Origin of the sequence: Sphingomonas folli, from assembly GCF_019429525.1 — a bacterium.
Lineage (GTDB): Bacteria > Pseudomonadota > Alphaproteobacteria > Sphingomonadales > Sphingomonadaceae > Sphingomonas > Sphingomonas folii.
The window spans coordinates 285,825-303,532 of record NZ_JAHXZL010000003.1; the positions used below are offsets into that span (position 1 = coordinate 285,825).

The window sequence follows — 17,708 nt, forward strand, 5'->3', positions numbered from 1 at the left end:
AGACGATGAGCCTGATCGCGGCCCTGCTGATGGCGAGCGCGGCGACGCCCGCGGCGCATTATACCGAGGCCGACTTCGCGCGCGTCGCCAAATTCGACTCGCACTTCCACGCCAACGTCGAGGACCCGCGCTTCCTCGCCTTGGCCCGGCGCGACCGTTTCGAGGTGCTGTCGATCAACGTGGACTATCCGGATTTCCCCGCGCTCGCCGATCAGGCGCGGATCGCGCGCGCGATGCGCGCCGCCGACCCCGCGGATTTCCGCTACGCCACCACCTTCTCGATGGCGGGCTTCGGCACCCCGGGTTGGACCGAGCGCACGATCGCGCAGCTCGACCAGGCCTTCGCGCGCGGCGCGATCGCGGTGAAGGTGTGGAAGAACATCGGGATGGTCGCCAAGGATCCGAGCGGCAAACGCGTGTTCCTCGACGATCCGCGCTTCGACGGCGTGATGGCACACCTGGAGCAGCGCCATATCCCGCTGATCGCGCACCAGGCCGAGCCCAAGAACTGCTGGCTGCCGCTCGACCAGATGACCACGGACAACGACCGCGACTATTTCAAGGCGCACCCGGAATATTACATGTACCTCCACCCGGAGGAGCCGAGCTACGAGGCGCTGATGGCGGCGCGCGACCGCTTCGTCGCGCGCCACCCCAAGTTGGCGTTCGACGGCGCGCACATGGCCAGCCTGGAGTGGAGCGTCGACGAGCTGGCGCGCTTCCTCGACCGCTATCCCAACGCCGTGGTCGACCTCGCCGCGCGGCTCTCCAACCTCCAGGTCCAGTCGAACGCGGACCTCGCCAAGGTACGCGCCTTCTTCATCAGATATCAGGACCGTATCCTCTACGGCACCGACCTCACCGACAGCCCGCCCGACCCCGCCGCGCGCGCGCAGAACCCGCCCGCGACCAGCGACTTCCCCAGGGAGGCCGACCGCGTCTGGCGCGCCGACTGGCGCTATCTCGCGACGCCGCTGCCGCAGCGGGTCGAGGCGATCGGCGCCGATGCCCGGGGGCTCAACCTGCCGCGCGCGGTGATCGACAAGATCTACTGGGGCAACGCGCGGCGGTTCTTCCATCTGGCGGGGTGAGGCGGCGGGGCGGGATGACGGGCGTTCCTACCAGCCCGCCACCCCGGCGTCCGCCGGGGTGGTCAGCGTTGGGGAACGGCGGCCGCGCCGCTCAGGCCACGTGCAGGCGGAACCCCAGCCGCTCGGCCGCGGCCTGCAGCCCCTCGGGCGCGCTGGCGTCGGTGACGAGGTCGTCGATCTCGGCGACGTTGAGGATGCGGTGGAGGCAGACGCGACCGAATTTCGACTGGTCGGTCACCGCGATCACCTGGCGCGCCGCGCGCACCATCTTGCGGTTGAGCATCGCCTCGGGCTCGTAGTGGGTGGTGATGCCGCGCTCGAGATCGAAGCCGTCGACGCCCAGGAAGAGCTTGTCGACGTGCAGGTCGTCGAGCGCGGCCTCGGTCTGTGCGCCGTAGAAAGCGCGGTTGCGCCGGCGCAGCGCGCCGCCCAGCATCACCACGCGGATCCGCTCCTTGCGCGCGAGCGCGCACAGGATGTCGAGGTCGTTGGTGAGGACGGTGATCTCCTCGTCGTCGGGGAGATGGTGCGCGATCTGCAGCGTGGTGGTGCCCGAATCGAGCACCACCGACTCGCCCGGCCGCACCATCGCCGCCGCCAACGCGCCGATCCGCGCCTTCTCGTCGACATGCGCCGCGCGCTTCGCTTCCACCGCCGGTTCGGCGATCACGTTGACCGCGTCGGCCACGATCGCACCGCCGTAGGATCGCTCGGCGACGCCGCGTTTCGCAAGGAAATGCAGGTCCTTGCGGATCGTCTGCATCGACACGCCGAAGCGCTCGGCGAGCGGCGCGACCTGCACGCTGCCGCGCTCGCGCACCATCGCGCTGATCTGCTGCCGCCTGCCGCTGGTGTCCCGTGCCGTCGACATCGCATCCTCCCGCTCACGCGCCGGCTTACCAGCCGCGACCGATGGCTACAATGCTCCGTCCAGGTTTCGTTTCTTTTCTATTTGACAGTATTGCTACGCTCACGATAGCAAGTCGCAACGTATCGCACTGGGTGCGGGGAAGAGGGAGAGTGGCGATGACGCAGCTGCAGCACGGGCGCGGCAAGATCCTGGCCGGCGCGAGCCTGGTCGCGCTGCTCGTCGCCGGTCAGGCCGCGGCGCAGGACGCCACCGCCCCGGTCGACGGCACGCAGCGATCCTCCACCGCCTCGCCCGACCCGCAGGCGGTGCTGTCCGACCCGTCGCAGCAGCCCGGCGAGACCGGCCAGCCCGACGGACCCGTGACGACCGGGGGCGATATCGTCGTTCGCGGCGTCCGCGGCAGCCTGCTCCGCTCGATCCAGGCCAAGCGCGACGCCGACACGATCGTCGACGCGATCTCCGCCGAGGAGCTCGGCAAGTTCCCCAATCGCAACGTCGCCGAGGCGCTCGCCAACATCCCGGGCGTGACGGTCGGGCGCGACGGCCGCGGCGAGGGGCGCGACATCACCGTACGCGGGCTCGGCTCCAATTTCGCGATCACCACGCTCAACGGCCGTATCCTGCCGACCGACGGCACCGATCGCTCGTTCCAGTTCGACGTGCTGCCGTCGGAGATCATCTCGGGCGCCGAGGTGAAGAAGGCGGTGCGCGCCTCCGAGCTGGAGGGCAGCATCGGCGGCAACGTCGACCTGCGCACCGCGCGCCCGCTCGACCGCCCCGGCTTCCACGCCTCCGCGGCGCTCGAGGGGCAGTACAACGATCTGGTCGACAAGGGCGGCTATAAGGCGAGCGGGGTCGTCAGCACCACCTTCGCCGACGACACGATGGGCGTGCTGGTCGGCGCCAGCTACAACAAGTACAAGTTCCGCACCGACAATTTGGGCGAGTACTCGATCACCGACGGCACCGAGGCGGGCTATGGCCTCGACTTCAACCGCGACGGCAAGGTCGACCCGAACGCCGCCGGCCCGGCCTATATCTGGCCCGATTACTACAGCGTCGGCTATGTCACCGGCGAGCGCGAGCGGATCGGCGCGGCGGGCGCCTTCCAGTGGAAGCCGTCGAGCCGCTTCGAGCTGACCATCGACGGCGTCTACAGCCATTTCAACGTCACCCAGCACAATTACCGCTCGTCCAACTACCTCAACCCGCTCGGCGACGACGGGTCGCCGCGGTGGGACCCCGCCTCGATCCAGGTCGATCGCAACAACGTGGTCACCGGCTTCGCGATCAACGACCTCGTCTCCGAGGTGCTGACCACCGACGAGCCGCGGCAGAGCCAGACCTATCAGATCGGCGCGCGGATCGACTGGCGCCCGGTCGACCAGCTCAAGCTCGCCGTCGACGGCTATTATGGCAAGGCGACCGACACCACGGGCGGCCGCAACCGCTTCGTGGTCGCGGGCATCCCCGGCGCCTCGGCGACCTTCGCCACGCGCGACAACGGTCTACCTGACCTGGCGATCACGCTGCCGGGCGGGCGTACGATCGACCAGGCGACCAACGACGACTATCGCGCGCATTATATCGGCATCCAGGGACAGGATGTCGCGGACGAGATCAAGAGCGCGAAGGTGGACGGCGAGTATCGAGTCGACAACGGTGCCTTCAAGGCGATCAGCTTCGGCGCCGCCTGGACCGACCGCCGCAAGACCGTCACCACGATCGACAATCAATATACTACCTCATGCAATTATTGCGGCTATCCCTTCACCTTCGGCCAGATCGGCGCCGACGTGGTGCGACCCGGGCAGGCGAACATCCTCGACAAGCTGCCGGGCAACTTCCCGCGCAACTTCCCCTCGTTCGACATCGACACCTATCTCGCCGCGCTGCCGCGCGCGGACAACAACCCGGCGGTGCTCAACCCCAACAGCTGCCTCGACTCGAGCGGCGCGACGATCGATGGCTGCGCGCTGTCGCCCTATCCCGCCGGCTACTCGACCCAGATCATCCAGGACGACCTGCCGGCTTCCTATCGCATCCGCGAGCGCACCTGGGCGGGCTACGTCCAGTTCAACCTCGCCGGCGAGCGCTGGCGGGCCGACATCGGCGGCCGACTGGTCGCGACCAAGGTGTCCTCGGTCGGCTACGGCGCCTCGATCGCGACGATCATCCCGCGCGCGGGCACGCAGGACAATGCGGTGGCGTTCAACCCGGTCGAGCCGATCACGGGCGGGGGCGACTATCTGCGGCTGCTGCCCGCCGCGAACTTCGCCTATGACCTGACCGACGGGCTGCGCGTCCGGCTCGCCGCGTCGCAGGCGATCTCGCGCCCGACCTTCGCCGAACTGTCGCCGGCCAAGGACGCCACCTCGGCGCAGTCGGGCACCTATATCATCTACGACGCGGGCAACCCGAACCTGAAGCCGACCGAGGCGAACCAGCTCGACCTGTCGCTCGAATATTACCCGTCCAACCGCCTCGCCCTGACCGCGGCGGCCTTCTACAAGCATATCACCAACTTCGTCTCGACCGTGCCGGTCGACGTGGTGGTCACGCCGACCGCGCAGCCGGCCAACCAGCAGCAGAACTTCGACTTCGTCGAGTATCAGGTGCGCAACGGCGACAGCGCCGACGTCTACGGCGTCGAGGTCGGCGGGCAGTACTTCCTCGACAACGGCTTCGGCGTACAGGCCAACCTCACCTACAATCGCTCGCGCGCGACCTCGGGCGACGTCACCACCGACCTGCCCGGGGCGATCCCCTTCTCGGCCAACGGCAAATTGTTCTACGAGAACCACGGGATCGGGGCGCAGGTCTCGTACAGCTTCCAGTCGCGCTTCACCTACGCCCAGTCGGGCAACCTCGCCTATCTGCCGGTCAAGGAGGATCCCTATCACGAGGTCTCGGCGACCCTGTCCTATGACCTCAACAGCCACCTCACCGTCTACGCCCAGGGCTCGAATCTGCTCGGCCAGGCCGTGAAGCGCTTCAACGACCTGCGCAACGTCCCGAACTTCTACGAATATTCGGGCCGCGCCTTCTTCTTCGGGGTGCGAGGACGGCTGTGACCGGGATGAGCGCTAGGTCGGGCCCCGTACGGGCACGATCGTGATCGGACGAAGATCGGGGCGGAGGCACTGACCTGATCAACCCGGCGCACGTGGACGCCTCCGCGATCTCCCATGAACCACCAGAGCCGATATGGTGGGACGGAGCGGCTGTACGGTTGGGCGATCGCTCATGTGCTCCGCAGCGGCCGTCGCACCTCCGATGGCGTCAGCCCCGCTTACTTCCTGCGCGAGGCGTAGAACCTCGCCTCGCCGATTCCGCTCATCGGAAACACCTCGCCGACGCTCGTGCCATCCCCCGCCTGCCTCGGCACGAAGGTGATCTGCGCCTGCGAGAGACCGCCTCGTCGCTCGCTCCGCTTCCTTGCCCTTGCTCACGGCTGGTAGTCCCCGTTCGAAGCGGTCCGGGGAACGAGCAGCAGGTCACGCGTCAGCCGCGCCCCTGCCACTTGTCCGCGACGCTGCGGCCGAGCACGCGGCGGCGCTCCAGCCGGGCACAGAGCGCGGCGTAATAATCGGCGAGGAAAGCGGCGTCGTCGCCGTCGTCGGCGAGGCCTGCCTTCGCGCGGATCGCGCTGGCCACGATGCTGAGCCGCGTGCCATGGCCGGCGCGAAGGACCTCCTCTAGCGCGTGCAGCTCGTACTCGCCGTACAGGTCGAGCGTCTCCTCCGTGAAACGGCGCGACGTCGACGCGGCGGCGAGGTCGCTGCCGAGCGGCCGGCGCTCGTCGCGCACCACCCACGTGCCCGCGAGCACGTCGCCCATGCGCAGCCGGTCGCGGTTGAAAAGCGGGAACAGCAGGAAGATCGCCGACCAGCCCAAGGCGGCGATCGCGAGCCACGCGTCCGCGCGCTGTGCGCCGGCCTGCATGATCAGGAAGGTGAGCGGCAGGAACACCTCCACCTCGCGGACCGCGTTCCGGGCGACGATCGCGCTGCCCGTCAGCCGCACGCCATCCCGCGCGATCACGCGGAGGCCGAGCGCGCGCTTCCCCGGCGTGGCGCCGCGCACGCCGAGCTCGAAGAGGATAAACCAGCCGTTGCGCAGCGCGAAGGCGCCGAGCAGCCAGAGGATCGCCATCGGCTCCGCCGCGCGCGGCCGCAGCAGATAGGCCATGGCGGCGCTGCCGACCACGAGGATCAGCAGCATCATCAGCAGGTCCAGGCCATAAGCGGTCGCGCGCGCGCCCGCGCCGCCCAGCTCGACGCCGAGATCGACGCCCTCGGGCGTGACCAGGCGCCGCCGCAGGTTGCGCGGTTCAGCGCGCGTCATCGCGGGACCGCGGCAAGTAAAAATAGAGGAGCCACGCGCCGAGCATCACGACGCCGATCAGCGCGCGCGCGTTCCCGCCGTCGATCGTCTGTCGCCCGATCCCCTCGAGCAGCCCGGCGACCGCGAGCATGAGGACGGTACCCAACATCACCGTGGCGCCGGCACGACCCGCGTCGAGTGCGGCGTCGAGCCGGGCCTGGCGGCCGGGAAAGGCCAGCGCGGCGCCGATGCGAAAACCGGCGGCACCCGCGAGTATCACCGCGAACAACTCGGTGGTGCCGTGGATCGCGAGCCATTGCGCGAACTCCACGCCCACGCCTCTCCCCGCGAACACCGCCATCATCGCCCCCAGTGACAGACCGTTGTACGCGATCAGAAGCGCGGTCGGTACGCCGAAGGCGATCCCCAGCGCGAACGAGAAGATCGCGATCTGGGCGTTGTGCGTGAAGAGAAAGGCCGCGAACACCGCCAGCATGCCCTGCTCGTCCTTGGGATGGAGCGTGGCTCGCAGCGTGGCGGCGCTGGCGCCGGGCGCGCGTCCGCCGGCGAGACCGTCCGGGACCAGTCCGTAGAACCAGCTCGCCTCGCCGCGCACCAGCAGATAGCCGGCGATCACCCCCGCCAACGTGAGCACCAGCGCGGCGAGCGTCTCACGCCACAGCCCGCGCACTGCGGCCGGCCAGTCATGGCGGAAGAAGCGGATCACCTGCGCCGCCGCTGGCTCCGCCGGACCGTAGAGCTGGAAGTAAGCGCGCGCGCAGAGCTGTTCCAGATAGATGATCAACGAGCGATCGAGCGAGGTGGCGCGCGCCGAGGCGAGCGACGACAGCGCGGTGCGGTACAGCAGCGGCAGCGCGAGCAGGTCGTCGTCGTCGAGCGCGCGGACCGAGCGGCGCTCCGCCCGCGCCAGCAGCGCGTCGAGCCGCGTCCAATCGGCCTCGTGCGCGGCGCGGAAGCGGCTGCCCGCCACCGTGGAGGAGGTGGTAGGCGCGCTCACTGCAGGTGCCGTCGCTTGAGGTCGAGATAGGCGGCGACCAGCCGCTCGCCGACCTCGTGGTGCGCGGCCTCGACGACATGGGCGCCGAGATGGCGCAACCGCGTGAGCACCAGCAGCCGATCACGCAACAGCGCCGCGGCGGTGACCGCCCGCGTGATGTCGACGGGACGCGCGGGCGCGCGCGCGATGATCTCCTCCAGTTCGGCGTCGCGCAACACGACGAGCAGCAACAGGTGGCGCTGAACCAGCCGAGCCGCGGCGCGCACCAGCGCGTCGGCGGCGACCTGGTCGGTCACCTCGGTGAACAGCACCACGGTGGAACGTCGCGTCAGCCGTCCGTGGAGATCGGACAAGGCGAACGTATAGTTGCTCTCGGTGGCGCTGTAGTCGATCGCCGCGGCGCGGTGCTGCAGCGTGGCGAAGGCGCGCGCGCCACCGACGAAACCGGTCGACAACCGCGGCCGGTCGTCGAACGCCTCCAGCGCGACGCGGTCGCCGAGCTTGAGCGCGACCCAGGCGGCCAGCAGCGCCGCGGTGACGGCGCGGTCGATCCGCGGCACGTCGTCGACGGGCTCGCTCATCTGCCGCGCGGTGTCGAGCGCGAAGACGATCTGGCTGTTGCGCTCCGGCCGGTAATCCTTGGCGTAGAGCCGGGTGTGACGCGCCGACTGCTTCCAATCGATCGCGCGACGGTCCATGCCGGGGCGGAACTCGACCAGTGCCTCGAACTCGCTGCCGTCGCCTCGCTCGTGCTGCGCGACCAGCCCCTCGAAGGCGAGCCGACGCAGCAACTCGGCGCCGCGCTGCCGCACCGGGCGGATATCGGGGAGGATGGGGAGCGCGGCCCCGATCGGCAGGGTGCGCTGGTGCCACGTCAGTCCGAGCGGACCGCGCCAGCGCAACCACAGCGTCGCCGGCCGCGCGGTGCCGCGCCGCCGCGTCGTCACCGTCACGGCGGCGGCGCCGACGCCCTCGACCAGCGGAACGCGACGTCGACCGTCGTCCGCCAACGCGAGCAGCGGGTCGGTCGCGAGCGCCACCTCGGCGGTGCGGACGCGCGGGTCGGTGCGGACGCTCACGGCGAGGTCGAGCGTCGCGCCGACCGGGGCGCTGTCGGGCAGCGCGATCGCCGCGGTGGCGCGACCCGCGCCGCGCCAGGCATCGACGAGCACCAACAGCGACACCGCGGCGGGCCAGGCAAGCGCGGCATACCAGCGCGCGGGGAACGCCAGCGCGACGATCAGCGCGACCGGTGCCCCGGCCGCCGCCGCGAGCGCGGCCACGCGCGCCGGGTAGATCACCGCGGCGCCTCGATCGCGGCGACGATCGCGGCGACCACGTCCTCCACCTGCTGGCCCTCGATCTCGGCCGCGGGCGAGAGCAGCAGCCGGTGGCGCAGCAGCGCGGGGGCGAGCGCCTTCACGTCGTCGGGGATGACGAAGTCCCGCGCGTCGATCGCAGCACGCGCGCGCGCGGCCGTCGCCAGCATCGCGCCCGCGCGCGGCGAGGCGCCACCCTGCAGGTCGGCATGATCGCGCGTCGCGCGTATGAGCGCGGCGATATAGTCCACGACTTCGTCCACCAGCCGGACGCCGGCCACCGCCTCCGCGGCCGCCCCGATCGCGGCGGCGTCGGCGCAGGTGGTGACGCCCCAGGTCTCTGGGACCATCGCCGCGTCGCGGGCGCCGTGGGTGGCGATGATGCGTCGTTCTTCCTCGGCGGTGGGATAACCCACCAGCTGCTTGAACAGGAAGCGGTCGAGCTGCGCCTCCGGGAGCGGGTAGACGCCCTGCTGCTCGATCGGATTCTGCGTGGCGATCACGGTGAAGCGTTCCCCCAGCGGCAGGCTCTTGCCGTCGATCGTGACGGTACGCTCCTGCATCGCCTCCAGCAGCGCCGCCTGGGTCTTGGGTGGGGTGCGATTGATCTCGTCGGCGAGCAGCAGGTCGGTGAAGATCGGGCCGCGCGTCAGTGTGAAGCTGGACGTCTGAAAGTTGAACAGGTTGGCGCCGATGATGTCGCCGGGCATCAGGTCCGGGGTGAACTGGATGCGTCCGAACGCCAGCCCGGTCGCCCGCGCGAAGCTGTGCGCGATCAGCGTCTTGGCGGTACCGGGCGGGCCCTCCAGCAGGACATGTCCGCCCGCGAACAGCGCCACCAGGATCGTCTCCACCGTGTCGGCTTGGCCGACCACCGCGCGCGCCACCTCGCGCCGGATCGCGGCGGCCAGCGCCGCCACTTCCTCGATCGTCACTCTCTTTCCCCCATCCAGTCGTGCAACGCGCGCGCGGCGCGCGTCATGTCGGTCGCGTCCTCGGCCGCGGTGACTGCGTCGGCCAGTGCGGTGAAGCGCGCGCGCCGGTCGAGTCCGTCGAGATAGCGGTCGAGCGAGGCGCCGCGCAGCCGTCCCGGCGCGGCGAACGCCCGCGCCGCCGCCTCGCGCACCACCTCGACGTAGCGGTGGCCGAGCCGCGCCTCGCGACCCGCCTGGCGCACCAGCGCGGCGGTGTTGTCGACCAGCGCGGCCTTGCCCAGCGCCAGCGCGCGCGGCCGTTCGCGCGGGCTGCCAAAGCGTGCGGCGGTGCCGAGCACGGCGAGCAGCAGCGCCACCGCGAGCGTCAGCGTCAGCGCCAGGAACGGCGGCTCGAACAGCAGCTTGAGCGGACTGGCGCCGACCGCGAGGCCGTTGAGCGTCACGTCGAAGGCGATCCCCTGCGCCTGGTTCGAGTTCATCCAGTCGAGCAGCGCCAACGCCGCGGCGGCGGTGCGCGGGTCGCGCATGCCGCGATTGTCGAGAAGGTCGGGATCGGCCAGTACATAGATCGGCCGATCGCTGAAGCGGCCAAGCACGATGTCGCCGCGGTCGTCCATCACGATCGGCTCGAGCGTGCCGAACGCCGCGGAGCGCGCGGGCGCGCGGATCGCCTGGAGCGGCCGCGGCGCGCGGAGCCGTAGCCCGGCGAGCTCGGGGGTGGCCACGCGCAGCGGGCGCCCGCCGCTCGCGCGCTGGATGATCGAGAAGCGCGTGGTCGGCGCGAACACGCCGGACGGCTCGGCTCGGTCGTCGAGCGAGTCGACATGGACCCAGCCGGCGTGCGCCGCGTCCGCGCTGGTCGACCATTTCGGCAGCACGAACAGCGTCGGCAGCGACTCGCGGCGCTCGAGCACCGGATCGATCGGGACCGAGCCGCGCTCGGGCGTCGCGACCAGCAGGTCCTCGGTATCGAAGTGGTGAACGTCGCGCACGACGCGAGGGTGGCGTCCGGTCGCCTCGGCGAGCCGGACGATCGCGCTATAGCCGGTGACCGAGTCGGAGAGCGCGTGCCCGCCGGCGCTGCCGCGGCCGCGCCAGTCGGGCGCGTAGGCACTCAGCAACAGGGTGGCGACGAAGCCGGTGATGCCGAGCGCGAGCAGCAGCGCCACCGTCGTCGGCGCGAGCAACCGCGCGGGGCCGGCCGTGTCGCTCATTCGCGCCACGCCGCGGGCAACGCGAAGGCGGCATAATCGGCGCGGGTGGCCGCCCAGCAGGCGGCGTCGACCGGTCGGCCGCCATACAGGCTGCGCTCCACCTGCCCCGCGATCGCGGCGAAGCGCGCGCGCGCTGGCGGCGGCAGCGCCGGCGCCGCGGCGAGCTCGCGCGCGGTGAGCGCGGGCTGGACCATACCGGGGCGGCGACGCGCGAGATCCTCGATCGAGCGGAACAGCAGGAGGTGCACGGCCTCCGCGAAGCGGCCCGCCGCGGCGAGCGCGTCGGCCTCGCGCAGCCACGCGCGCACGGGCGCCGGGTCAAACAGCGGCGTCGCGTCGGGTGTCTCCGGGATACCGTCGCGGCGGCGACGCCATCGCGGCCACCGCCAATGGCCGAAGCGGAGCCGCTCCACCGCTGCCCATGTCACGCCCGCCAGGAGCAACGCGATCACGGTCCACAGCAACACGCGGGCATAAGGTAGATCGGGCAGGTCCGGCAGCCACGCGCCGAGCCAGCGGAGCGCGCGCGCCAGCGGACGGAGCCCGGCCTCGATCCACTCACCGAGCCGGCGCAACCACATCGGCGGTTCGGGCGGGGGCGGACGGCGCGTGAGCTGAAACTGCACCGCCGGGTCGGCGAGCAGGGCGCGATGCGCCTCGGCGAAGCGAGCCGACGCGAGCTCGCGCGTGCCCCCCCCGTCGTTGATCGTCGCTGCGCCCACCCGTTCCCCAATCGATCCCCGCTCGACAGCTTATAAGAAGAGTGGCGTCGAGCAACCGGCATTCACCACGATTCTGGCTGGACTTCGCCGCGACGATGCGTCGTGATGGCACGGGGAGATCGAGACGTGAGCGGGGGAACGATGGCGACGGTGTTGGACGGGCAGGTGACGGGGTCGTTCAGTGTCAGCAATGTGCTGGCAAGGACGACGGAGACGGTGCGCGCCGCGCCGGGATTGTTCTTCGGAGTCAGCTTCGTTCTCGCGGCGCTACCCTCCGCATTGTTTCAGCTGATCGCGGCAAGAGCGGGCGGCGCGGGTGCGCTCCTGTCCGCCGTGTCGGGCGTCGCTTGGTTCGTGATGTACGTCGCGGCGCAGGCGATCCTGTTGCGCGTGGCGGTGACCCGGCTGGACGATCGGCCCGAGCCGCTCGGCACGCTGGTACCCGCCGCGCTGGCGACGATGCTCCCCCTCGTGGGCGTGACGATCGACTATTGGATCGGCGTGACGCTGGGCGTGGCGCTGCTCGTCGTGCCCGGCCTGATCGTGGCAACGATGTGGTCGGTCGCGATGGTCGCCGCGGTGGCCGAACGCGAGGGCGTGTTCGCGGCGCTCTCGCGCAGCCGCGCGCTCACCAAGGGTGCGCGCTGGCGTGTCTTCGGGCTGTTCCTGCTCGTCGCCGTCCTCTACTCCGTCGCCTTCGCAGTGGTCGGCGTGATCCGGACGACCGTGTTCGGACAGGCGTTCGTGCAGACGGAGGTGACGTTCGCCGGCGTGATCTTCTCCGCGCTAATGTCGACGCTGCTGCTGCCTTTGTGGCTGGCGCTTCAGGCCGCGCTGTACGTCGAGCTGCGCGACTGGAAGGACGGGCCCGCCGCGGATCGCCTGGCCGATATCTTCGCCTGATCGGCCCGGTCGACGCCCGCGGTGCGGCGGCATGCCTAGCTTCCGCCCGCGACCGTCCGCCAAGCCCTTCACGTTAGCTTCAAGGATGGCGGACGCGGGCGGCATGAGCGGCACCTCGTTCCACCGCCATGTCAAGGCGGCGACCGCGAGCGGTCCGCTCGCCTATCAGCGCTATATCCGCCTGCTCGAGGCCAGGCGGATGATCGTCTCCGGCGAGGCCGACGTGACCGGCACCGCTTTCGCGACGGGCTATGGGAGCAGTTCCCAGTTCAGCCGGGAGTATAAGGAGATATTCGGCACTCCGCCGATCGAAGACCGGCGGTCGACGCTCCGTTCGCCACGACCTTGCCCCTATCGGGAAGAGGCGGCATCGGCATGACGCCCAATCCCTGCCTTATCAGCGTAGCCGGCTGTCCTCGGGGATAAGCCGTGCCGGACAGCGCGGCCTTCGTCCCGATCGTGCCGCCCTCGACGAGACCGAGGAACAGGCGCAGCGTCGCCGAGCTCCGGTCGGCCCGCGACCTCTGCCAGGATCACCGTCACCGCGCGGACGCGATCATCGCGCCTCTGCCGGGCCCGTGCCTCGCCTCGTTTCCGTCCATGGTTTCCCATCTGCCGGCGACACCTCAGGCGGCGGGAAGCTCGAGGATCGCGCGCGTGCCGCCCCCCGGCGCATCGGCCAACGTGAAGCTGCCGCGTTGGCCGATGGCGAAATCGCGGACGATGCTCAGCCCGAGACCTGCCCCGCCCGTACTGCGGCTGCGCGACGTTTCGCCCCGCTCGAACGGGCGCAGCAGGCGGTCGCGATCCGCGGCCGCGATCCCCGGCCCCGCGTCCTCGACACTGATGCGCACGATCGCCGCGCTCGGCTCGACCGACACGGTGCCGCCGCCAGCGTAATCGAGCGCGTTACGCAGCAGGTTCTCGACCGCGCGGCGGAACGCGGGCGCCGGCGCCGAGATCCGCGCTGCCGCGCCGTCGCGGAGCCGCAGCGCGCCGTCGCGCGCAGGCATCCCCGCGACGATGTCGGCGAGCATCGGCCGGACGTCGAGCAGCTCCGGCGGTCGAGCCGCGGCGCGCGCGAAGCCCAGTACCTCGTCGATCATCGCCTGCATCCGCTCGACGTCGGCGATCATGCGCGCGCGCTGGGACTCGTGCACCGCCTCGATCCGCAGCCGCAGCCCGGTCAGCGGAGTGCGCAGGTCGTGCGCGATCGCGGTCAGCATGCGCGCACGCTCGCCCGCCTCCGCGGCGAGCCGGTCGCGCATCGCCGCGATCGCCGCGGCGGCCTCGCGTAGCTCGCGCGGCCCGCCCTGCGGGATCGCTTCCGCACGATCGACCAATGCACCCGCGAGCGCCCGGAAGGGATCGGTCAGGCGCCGGGCGAAAAGCCAGGCCAAAGGCGCGAGCAGCAGCAGCGTCACGACGAGCGAGGCCAGGACGTTGCGTTGCCAGACGGTGAGCCAGGGCCGCGGCGGCGCGACCGACCACCAGCGCCCGTCGGGTCGGCGAACGCTCAGCGTGAACGGCGCATGCGGCACGTCGAGCAACATCGCGCGGTACGCCGCCGACTCCCGCGACGCGTCGAGCCGCTCGAAGAGTCCCTTGCCGCGCGCGCGGAAGATCATCGGCACGCCCTGCCCCGCGCCGCCCGACGGGTCGGATCGAGCGCGCTCGCGTTCCTGGCGCGATCCGACCGTGTCCAGCCACGTCACGCGGACCGTGGTCGGCGGGCGATGCAGCTGGTCCGCGACCAGCGCCTCGAGCGCGGGCGCTCTTGCCCCGGCCCGTGGTTCGCCGGAGAGCTCACGCGACAGCGTCGGGGTCGGTCGACGCAGCGCTCCGATCGCCTCTGCCGCGCTCATCCGCGCGGCCGGTGGGGGGGGCGCCACCAGCACGATCGTCGCGGTGGTGGCGACGCTGAGGGTTGCCACGGCGACGCCGAAGCCGCCGATCGAGACCAAGGCGCTCGGCGCTCGCCTCATGCCGAGCGCACCGGCGGCACGAGACGATAGCCGACCCCCCGCACCGTCTCGATGATCGTCGCCGTGTCCGATTCGGCCAGCTTGCGCCGCAGCCGGCTCACCGCGATGTCGATCGCCCGATCATAGGGCGCCGCGTCGAGCCCGCGCGCGAGATCGAGCAGCACGTCGCGCGTGAGGATCCGGCCGGGCCGGCGGACGAAGGCCGCGAGCAGCGCATGTTCACCCTCGCTCAGCGCGACGGCACGACCGGCGGGGTCGCGCAGGCGGCGCTCGCTCATGTCGAGCCACCAGCCGGCGAACGTGACACTGCCGTCGGTCGCGTCGGTACTGCTCGCGACCGCAGGGCGACGCAGCAGCGCGCGCACGCGGGCGAGCAGCTCGCGCGGCTCGAACGGCTTGGTTAGATAGTCCCATGCGCCCACCTCGAGGCCGACGATCCGGTCAGTGACGTCGTCGAGCGCGCTGAGCATGAGGATCGGCGCCCCGGCGGGCGATAGCCGCCGACATAGCGACAGGCCATCCTCGCCCGGCATCATCACGTCGAGGACGAGCAGGTCCGCGGGCGCCTGCCGCCAGGCATGCTCGCCCGCGACGGCATCCGCCGCGGTGCGGACCGCATAGCCGTGCGCACCCAGGAACTCCGCGAGCGCGTCGCGGATGCTGGCGTCATCGTCGACGACGAGGATCGTGCTGCGGACGATGTTCCCTGGCTCCATGCCGGCTCGGTAACGGCGTCGTGTAGCATTCGCGTATCAGCGCCCGCTACCGCCCCGCCATCGTCGCGCTACCAGGCGCCGCTTCAACGCCCCCCCGACGAGGCGGATCCGGGATGTGACGATGAGAGCGAGGAGCAGGCTGGCGATCGGGTTGTGGGCGACGATCGGCGCGGGTAGCGCGGCGGCGCAGGCGTCTTCGGCGGTGGTCTCCGCACCCGCCGTGAACGCCGCCGGCGAGGAGGACGAGGAGGAGGTCGTCGTCGCCGGTGGCCGGGCGCGCGGCTCGATCGTCGCCGACGTGCGCCCCGAGCGCGTCTTCCGTGCCGCCGACATCAGGGCGTTCGGCGCCGACGACGTCGTGGCGCTGCTCGGCGTAATCGGCACGCAGACCGCGAGCAACCGCGGGCGCGGTGACGAGGCCCCGGTGACGCTGCTCAACGGCCGACGCGTCTCCAACCTCGCCGAGATCGCGCGGATCCCGGCCGAGGCCATCCAGCGGATGGAGATTTTCCCCGAGGAGGTGGCGCTGCGATACGGCTATCGCGCCGACCAGAAAGTGGTGAACGTCGTGACGTTCCAGCGCTTCCGCTCGGTCGTTGGCCAGGCCGGCTACGCCGCGCCGACCGCGGGCGGACGGCGGCGCGGCGACGGTGACGCGGACGCGCTGGTGATCCGCGGCGACACCCGCCTCGGTCTGGGCGCGACCTACTCGCGCGCGGCGAACCTGCTTGAGCACGATCGCGGGCTGATCCAGCCGCCCGGCGCCGCGGCGCTCGGCCGCGACCGCACGCTGCTCCCATCGACCGAGCGACTGCGGGTGGAGGGCGTCGCGAGCGGGCCCGTCCTGGCTGCGGTCACGGCGACGCTCGACGCCAGCGTCGAGCGGGATCGCTCGCGCGGCCTGCTGGGGAGATCGCCCATAGGCACGCTGCGCCGCGACGACGAGCAGGACGCCGTGCATGTCGGCGCGACACTCGGCGGCAGCGCGGGCACGTGGCGCTGGACCGCTCTCGGCAACCTCGATCGACGCTCCGCGCGGACGCTGGTCGACCAGGCGACGGGCGGACGCGAGTCGGTGCGGATCGACGACGCGCTAGCCGGTGCCGACCTGATCGTCGCTGGCCCGCTCACGAGCGTGCCCGCGGGCACGATCATCGCCACCCTGCATGCCGCGGCGGAGACACGCGACCTCGCGACCCGGCCCGGGCGGGGTTCCGGCTCACCGCCGGGCTCGCTCGGCCGCGACCGTATCGGCGTGCAACTGAACCTGGACGTGCCGCTGCTCGGCGACGCCGCACCCGGCGGGTCGCGGCTCGGCCGGCTCTCGGCCAATCTCGACGCCAGGGTGGATCGTCTCTCCGACGCCGGCACGAGCTGGAGCTACGGCGCGGTGCTGAGCTGGTGGCCGGCGCGCGCGCTCGGCGTGATCGTCGCCGGTACCAGCGAGCAGGCGGCGCCCGATCTCGGCCTGATCGGCGGCGCGGCGCTGTCGACCCCTAACGTACGAACGCTCGACGGCGCGCGCGGCGAGGTCGTCGAGGTGACCCAGCGGTCGGGCGGCAACCCGCTGCTGCGGCGCGACGAGCGCCGCGTCACGCGGCTGGGCGTGAACCTTCGCCCGCTGTCGCACGCCGACCTGACGCTGAGCCTCGACTATGCCGCGACTCGGCTCGACGATCCGGTGACCACCCTCCCGCTGGCGACGCCGCAGGTGGAGGCCGCGTTCCCCGACCGCTTTCGGCGCGACGGCAGCGGCCGGTTGGTCGAGGTGGACGCGAGACCGCTCAACGCGGCGTCGTCGCGCCTGCGGCAACTCCGCTGGGGGATCAACCTGACGAGGCCGCTCGGCCCGACGCCGCCCGGCATGGCGGACGGCACGATCCGCATCCCCGCGAACCAGGCTGGCCAGATGACACAGGAACCCAATGGCAGCGTGACGTTCCGGCCGATGCCGGGCAGCGACCTGGCACGCAACATCACGCGGGCCTCCAGCCGTATCTTCGTCAGCCTCTACCATGACTGGACGCTCGAGGACTCGCTCCTGCTGCGCCGCGGCCTGCCGACGCTCGACCTGCTCTCGGGCGACGCCGTCGACGTCACCGGGGGGCGGCGACGTCACCGGGTCGAGTTCCAAGCGGGCGCGTTCCGGCGCGGGCTCGGCGCACGCCTCGACGCGACTTGGCGAAGCGGCCTGACCGTCGATCAGGGCGAGGCGGGCGCCGGCGCGCTGCGCGTCGATAGTCTCGTGACCGTCGACCTAGCCCTCTTCGTCGATCTGGCGGAGCGGCTACGGGCGCTGCCGCGCTGGTTGTCGGGCGCGCGCGTGAGTGTCGATATCGACAACGTGTTTGACCGGCGCGCCGACGTGCGCGACCGGCTCGGCGCCACGCCGCTGACCTACCAGCGCGGCTATCTCGACCCGCTCGGACGGACCGTCGCCGTCAGGCTCCGAAAGCTATTATGAGTCCATCGGCACCGGCGCTTCGCCGCTCGAGAACTGCCGGCAACGTTCACGTCGCCACGCCCGCGATAGCGTGCCTATAGCCGATAGGCATGCACCGGCCCGTTCAAAGGTCCCTGGGGCGACCGACGGCGGGCGATCGATGGG

The 17,708-nt window shown here is 71.4% G+C and carries 14 protein-coding genes; 5 read left to right on the top strand and 9 right to left on the bottom strand.

Annotated features, from left to right (window positions below; translation table 11 throughout):
- Positions 1-5: 5 nt before the first annotated feature.
- A complete protein-coding gene (locus KZ813_RS06295; RefSeq protein ID WP_219754112.1) occupies positions 6-1,091 on the top strand; it encodes an amidohydrolase family protein in 1,086 nt (361 codons plus the stop codon).
- A 91-nt stretch (positions 1,092-1,182) separates the two neighbouring features.
- Here KZ813_RS06295 and agaR read toward each other — a convergent pair whose 3' ends face one another.
- A complete protein-coding gene (gene agaR, locus KZ813_RS06300; protein WP_219754113.1) occupies positions 1,183-1,962 on the bottom strand; it encodes a transcriptional repressor AgaR in 780 nt (259 codons plus the stop codon).
- 155 nt (positions 1,963-2,117) lie between these two features.
- Between agaR and KZ813_RS06305 the strand changes: the two genes are divergently transcribed.
- On the top strand, positions 2,118-5,036 hold the full coding sequence (locus KZ813_RS06305; RefSeq protein ID WP_219754114.1) for a TonB-dependent receptor: 2,919 nt from the start codon (positions 2,118-2,120) through the stop codon (positions 5,034-5,036).
- 430 nt (positions 5,037-5,466) lie between these two features.
- Here KZ813_RS06305 and KZ813_RS06310 read toward each other — a convergent pair whose 3' ends face one another.
- The 6 genes from KZ813_RS06310 to KZ813_RS06335 are packed head-to-tail and all read right to left on the bottom strand — an operon-like array spanning position 5,467 to position 11,496.
- On the bottom strand, positions 5,467-6,309 hold the full coding sequence (locus KZ813_RS06310) for an RDD family protein (protein WP_219754115.1): 843 nt from the start codon (positions 6,307-6,309) through the stop codon (positions 5,467-5,469).
- The gene (locus KZ813_RS06315) at positions 6,296-7,306 is read right to left on the bottom strand and encodes a stage II sporulation protein M (RefSeq protein ID WP_219754116.1); all 1,011 of its coding nucleotides are present in this window, start codon (positions 7,304-7,306) and stop codon (positions 6,296-6,298) included. Before KZ813_RS06315 ends, KZ813_RS06310 begins: the two co-directional genes overlap by 14 nt.
- Positions 7,303-8,589, bottom strand: a complete 1,287-nt coding sequence (locus tag KZ813_RS06320) for a DUF58 domain-containing protein (protein WP_308461798.1) — start codon at positions 8,587-8,589, stop codon at positions 7,303-7,305. Before KZ813_RS06320 ends, KZ813_RS06315 begins: the two co-directional genes overlap by 4 nt.
- Before the next feature lie 14 nt (positions 8,590-8,603).
- Complete coding sequence (locus tag KZ813_RS06325; protein WP_219754118.1) at positions 8,604-9,560, bottom strand: AAA family ATPase; 957 nt, start codon at positions 9,558-9,560, stop codon at positions 8,604-8,606.
- Positions 9,557-10,774 carry a DUF4350 domain-containing protein gene (locus KZ813_RS06330; protein ID WP_219754119.1) on the bottom strand — a complete coding sequence of 406 codons (1,218 nt, stop codon included), beginning with the start codon at positions 10,772-10,774 and terminating at the stop codon, positions 9,557-9,559. The genes KZ813_RS06325 and KZ813_RS06330 overlap by 4 nt, the downstream gene beginning before the upstream one ends.
- Positions 10,771-11,496: a DUF4129 domain-containing protein gene (locus KZ813_RS06335; RefSeq protein WP_308461799.1), complete on the bottom strand. Its 726-nt coding sequence runs from the start codon at positions 11,494-11,496 to the stop codon at positions 10,771-10,773. Before KZ813_RS06335 ends, KZ813_RS06330 begins: the two co-directional genes overlap by 4 nt.
- Before the next feature lie 141 nt (positions 11,497-11,637).
- Here KZ813_RS06335 and KZ813_RS06340 point away from each other — a divergent pair, with 141 nt between their 5' ends.
- Complete coding sequence (locus tag KZ813_RS06340) at positions 11,638-12,399, top strand: hypothetical protein (protein WP_219754120.1); 762 nt, start codon at positions 11,638-11,640, stop codon at positions 12,397-12,399.
- Positions 12,400-12,484: 85 nt separating this feature from the next.
- Entirely contained in the window at positions 12,485-12,778 is a 294-nt protein-coding gene (locus tag KZ813_RS06345) for a helix-turn-helix transcriptional regulator (RefSeq protein ID WP_219754121.1), read from the top strand.
- 247 nt (positions 12,779-13,025) lie between these two features.
- Here the strand turns inward: KZ813_RS06345 and KZ813_RS06350 are convergent, their stop codons facing one another.
- Both KZ813_RS06350 and KZ813_RS06355 read right to left on the bottom strand, forming a co-directional pair.
- Entirely contained in the window at positions 13,026-14,384 is a 1,359-nt protein-coding gene (locus KZ813_RS06350) for a sensor histidine kinase (RefSeq protein ID WP_219754122.1), read from the bottom strand.
- Positions 14,381-15,100, bottom strand: a complete 720-nt coding sequence (locus KZ813_RS06355; protein ID WP_219754123.1) for a response regulator — start codon at positions 15,098-15,100, stop codon at positions 14,381-14,383. Before KZ813_RS06355 ends, KZ813_RS06350 begins: the two co-directional genes overlap by 4 nt.
- Positions 15,101-15,221: 121 nt before the next feature.
- On the opposite strand from KZ813_RS06355, the gene KZ813_RS06360 reads away from it, so the two are divergent.
- Positions 15,222-17,564 carry a porin family protein gene (locus KZ813_RS06360; protein WP_219754124.1) on the top strand — a complete coding sequence of 781 codons (2,343 nt, stop codon included), beginning with the start codon at positions 15,222-15,224 and terminating at the stop codon, positions 17,562-17,564.
- The last annotated feature ends 144 nt before the right edge of the window (positions 17,565-17,708 follow it).

Bases quoted from the DNA above. Each gene is read 5' to 3' on its own strand.
- KZ813_RS06295 (WP_219754112.1), top strand. From the start codon at position 6: ATGAGCCTGATCGCGGCCCTGCTGATGGCGAGCGCGGCGACGCCCGCG.
- KZ813_RS06345 (WP_219754121.1), top strand. From the start codon at position 12,485: ATGGCGGACGCGGGCGGCATGAGCGGCACCTCGTTCCACCGCCATGTC.
- KZ813_RS06305 (WP_219754114.1), top strand. From the start codon at position 2,118: ATGACGCAGCTGCAGCACGGGCGCGGCAAGATCCTGGCCGGCGCGAGC.
- agaR (WP_219754113.1), bottom strand. From the start codon at position 1,962: ATGTCGACGGCACGGGACACCAGCGGCAGGCGGCAGCAGATCAGCGCG.
- KZ813_RS06340 (WP_219754120.1), top strand. From the start codon at position 11,638: ATGGCGACGGTGTTGGACGGGCAGGTGACGGGGTCGTTCAGTGTCAGC.
- KZ813_RS06330 (WP_219754119.1), bottom strand. From the start codon at position 10,774: ATGAGCGACACGGCCGGCCCCGCGCGGTTGCTCGCGCCGACGACGGTG.
- KZ813_RS06310 (WP_219754115.1), bottom strand. From the start codon at position 6,309: ATGACGCGCGCTGAACCGCGCAACCTGCGGCGGCGCCTGGTCACGCCC.
- KZ813_RS06355 (WP_219754123.1), bottom strand. From the start codon at position 15,100: ATGGAGCCAGGGAACATCGTCCGCAGCACGATCCTCGTCGTCGACGAT.
- KZ813_RS06360 (WP_219754124.1), top strand. From the start codon at position 15,222: ATGAGAGCGAGGAGCAGGCTGGCGATCGGGTTGTGGGCGACGATCGGC.
- KZ813_RS06350 (WP_219754122.1), bottom strand. From the start codon at position 14,384: ATGAGGCGAGCGCCGAGCGCCTTGGTCTCGATCGGCGGCTTCGGCGTC.